Source organism: Pseudomonas sp. GM79 (assembly GCF_000282495.1).
In the GTDB taxonomy this organism is placed as follows: Bacteria; Pseudomonadota; Gammaproteobacteria; order Pseudomonadales; family Pseudomonadaceae; genus Aquipseudomonas.
The window spans coordinates 1-3,247 of the sequence record NZ_AKJE01000107.1 but is presented as its reverse complement, the minus strand read 5'-3'; the positions used below and the strand labels follow the sequence as shown (position 1 = coordinate 3,247).

Here is a 3,247-nt window from a genome sequence, read left to right as displayed (position 1 = left end):
TTTCGAAAGTGACTCGCTGTAAAAGCGAAACCGCCAGCCGTCGCTACCGCAGAAACGGATATGTACCCGATCAAAGAGCCCAGTCGACTATCAGGCCGCCTTCGCGGGCAAGCCTCGCTCCTACAAGAGCGGGCGATAACCGCCGGCCCAACACAGAGGGAGCCCCCCTCGCCACAGGGATCTAAAGCTCGAACCGCAACTCAGGCCAGATCGGCGAGGTGCCGCGTTTTTGCGACTCCAGAATGGCCCGGCACAGCGAACACAGACGCTGATCCTGGAACACGGTACGGTCGACGCTCGACCAGCGCGGTTGCGCCGGCAACAGGCTGCCGCACAAGGTTCGGTCCACCGAGCCACCCAACTCCAGCTGACGAGTCACCAGATGCACGCGCACTTCCTGGCAGGCGAACAGATCCAGCTGTTCGTCAGGCTCGATCAGTTGGTAGGCAAATAGGGACCAGGCAGGACGCGGCATCGGGGGCTCCAAATCGGGGGCGCCACCTTAGCCGAAACACCGCCGCTAGAAAAGCGTCAAAGCAGCGGTTTCAGTGTCGGCCAGACATTTTCCAGCAACTTGTTCTGCGCCGCCTCAGCCGGGTGCAGGCCGTCGCCTTGCATCAGGTCCGGATGACCACCCACACCGTCGAGAAAAAACGGCACCAACGGGATCTTTTTCTCGTTGGCCACCTTGATGAATACCTCGGCAAAGGCCTGGGTGTAACGCACGCCATAATTGGGCGGCAATTGCATACCCAGCAACAGCACCTTGGCGCCACTGACGCGGGAGCTGTCGATCATCGACGCAAGATTTTGTTGCAATTGTGTTGGTGGCATTCCGCGCAGGCCGTCATTGCCCCCCAACTCGAGGATAACCAGCTCAGGCTTATGCTCTGCAAGCAGCGCCGGCAGGCGCGCCCGGCCTCCGGCGCTGGTGTCGCCGCTGATGGATGCATTGACCACCTTATCGTCGAAACCTTCGCGCTTGAGCCGTTGCTCAAGCAATGACACCCACCCCAAGCGGGTATCCAGTCCGAAACCGGCGCTGATACTATCGCCAACGATCAGGACGGTACCCGCCGCTGCGTTCTGGGCCATGCACATCAAGGCCAGGCCAGCACTCAAAAACCACACACGCATCGGATTCTCCATGGGCGCAAGCATTCTCACCGCGAAGAACCTCAGCAAAGTGGTTCCGAGCGCGGAAGGTGAACTGACTATCCTGCACGAACTCAGCCTGGAACTGAACAAGGGCGATAGCCTGGCCATCGTCGGCGCCTCCGGTTCCGGCAAATCCACCCTCCTGGGCCTGCTCGCTGGCCTCGATCTGCCGAGCAGCGGTGAAGTCACCCTCGCCGGGCAAGGCCTGAGCAATCTCGATGAAGACCAACGCGCACGCATCCGTGCCGAGCATGTGGGGTTTGTTTTTCAATCATTCCAGCTGCTCGACAGTCTCAACGCTTTGGAAAACGTCATGCTGCCGCTGGAGCTCGATGGCCGCAAAGACGCCCGCGAGCGCGCCACCGAACTGCTGCAACGGGTCGGTCTGGGCCAACGCCTGACCCACTCGCCGCGCCAGCTTTCCGGTGGCGAACAGCAACGCGTAGCGATTGCCCGGGCCTTCGCCGCCGAGCCCGACGTGCTGTTCGCCGATGAGCCCACCGGCAACCTCGACAGCCACACCGGCGAGCGCATCAGCGATTTGCTGTTCGAACTCAACCAGGAAAGCGGCACGACCCTGGTGCTGGTGACCCACGATGAACGCTTGGCACATCGCTGCCGGCGCCTGATCCGCCTTGAAGCCGGCCTGCTGGTCGCCCCTCTGGAGCCTTGATGGCACGCTTGCCGCTGTTGCGCCTGCTCAGTATCGCCCTGCGCCAATTATGGCGCGATGCCCGTGCCGGTGAGTTGCGCGTTTTGTTCTTCGCCTTGCTGGTGGCCGTGGCGGCGAGTACCGCCATCGGTTACTTCGGCGCTCGCCTGAACGGCGCCATGATGCTGCGCGCCACCGAGTTTCTCGGTGCCGACCTGGTTCTCGAAGGCAGCTCACCGGCGCGACCGGAACAGGTAAGGAGCGGCACAGAGCTGGGCCTTGAACACGCTCAAGTGGTGGAGTTTTCCAGCGTCATCGCCACCGACAACGGCATTCAGCTGTCCAGTATCAAAGCCGCCGATGACGTCTACCCATTGCGTGGCGAACTGAAAAGCGCCCCCGCGCCCTTCGCGCCGGAAGAACCCGGTGGCGGACCGAAACCCGGCGAAGCCTGGGTCGAAGCGCGACTGCTGACCGCATTGGACTTGAAGATCGGCGACAGCATCGACGTCGGCATGAAAACCCTGACGCTGGCGCGGGTGCTGACCTACGAACCGGATCGCGCCGGCAATTTCTACAGCCTGACGCCACGGGTACTGATCAACTTCAGCGACCTTGAGGCAACCGGCGTGGTGCAACCCGGCAGCCGGGTCAGTTACCGTGAACTCTGGCGCGGCAACGCCTCGGCGCTGGAAACCTATCGGCAGCTGATCAAGCCAGGTTTGGCGGCCAACCAGCGTATCCAGGATGCTCGCGATGGCAATCGGCAGATCGGCGGCGCCCTGGGCAAGGCTGAACGCTACTTGAACATGGCCAGTCTGGTGGCGGTGCTGTTGTCCGGCGTGGCGGTGGCGTTATCGGCGACACGCTTCGCCACCCGCCGCTTCGATGCCAGCGCATTGCTGCGCTGCCTGGGCCTGTCCCGTCGGGAAACCATGGTGCTGTTCAGTCTGCAGCTAACCGTACTCGGACTGCTCGCCAGCGTCAGCGGCGCCCTGCTCGGCTGGCTGGCGCAGCTCGGGTTGTTTGCACTGCTGCGTGATTTATTGCCGACCGATGTTCCACCGGGTGGCCTGCTGCCGGCCATCGCGGGGATCGGCACCGGGCTGGTGGCGCTGGCCGGTTTCGCCCTGCCGCCATTGGCCGCTTTGGGTCGGGTGCCGCCGTTGCGCGTGTTGCGTCGCGACATGCTGCCGATTCCGTCCAGCAGCTGGATTGTTTATGGCGCGGCATTGGGCGCCCTCGGCCTGATCATGTGGCGCTTGAGCCTGGACCTGTTGCTGACCTTCGCCCTGCTCGGCGGCGGTGTGATCGCGGCACTGGTGCTGGGCAGCGTGCTGTTGCTGCTACTGAAAAGCCTGCGCCGGATGCTGGCGCGCGCCGAATTGCCATGGCGCCTCGGCTTGGGCCAACTGCTGCGCCATCCACTGGCGGCGG

Annotated in this window: 4 protein-coding genes; 2 read left to right on the top strand and 2 right to left on the bottom strand. The window is 63.3% G+C overall.

The window, feature by feature from the left end:
* Window positions 1-181: 181 nt before the first annotated feature.
* Both PMI36_RS04400 and PMI36_RS04405 read right to left on the bottom strand, forming a co-directional pair.
* Complete coding sequence (locus PMI36_RS04400; protein ID WP_008075246.1) at window positions 182-475, bottom strand: hypothetical protein; 294 nt, start codon at window positions 473-475, stop codon at window positions 182-184.
* A 56-nt stretch (window positions 476-531) separates the two neighbouring features.
* Window positions 532-1,137, bottom strand: a complete 606-nt coding sequence (locus tag PMI36_RS04405; protein WP_008075244.1) for an arylesterase — start codon at window positions 1,135-1,137, stop codon at window positions 532-534.
* Window positions 1,138-1,147: 10 nt separating this feature from the next.
* Between PMI36_RS04405 and PMI36_RS04410 the strand changes: the two genes are divergently transcribed.
* Window positions 1,148-1,831 (top strand): ABC transporter ATP-binding protein, encoded by a 684-nt coding sequence (locus tag PMI36_RS04410; RefSeq protein ID WP_007899869.1) that lies wholly within the window; start codon window positions 1,148-1,150, stop codon window positions 1,829-1,831.
* On the top strand, window positions 1,831-3,247 hold a 1,417-nt coding region (locus PMI36_RS04415; protein ID WP_008075242.1), incomplete at its 3' end, for an ABC transporter permease. The genes PMI36_RS04410 and PMI36_RS04415, both read left to right, overlap by 1 nt.

What these genes read in the sequence shown, in the direction of transcription:
- PMI36_RS04405 (WP_008075244.1), bottom strand. Translation starts at nt 1,137, where the DNA reads ATGCGTGTGTGGTTTTTGAGTGCTGGCCTGGCCTTGATGTGCATGGCC.
- PMI36_RS04400 (WP_008075246.1), bottom strand. Translation starts at nt 475, where the DNA reads ATGCCGCGTCCTGCCTGGTCCCTATTTGCCTACCAACTGATCGAGCCT.
- PMI36_RS04410 (WP_007899869.1), top strand. Translation starts at nt 1,148, where the DNA reads ATGGGCGCAAGCATTCTCACCGCGAAGAACCTCAGCAAAGTGGTTCCG.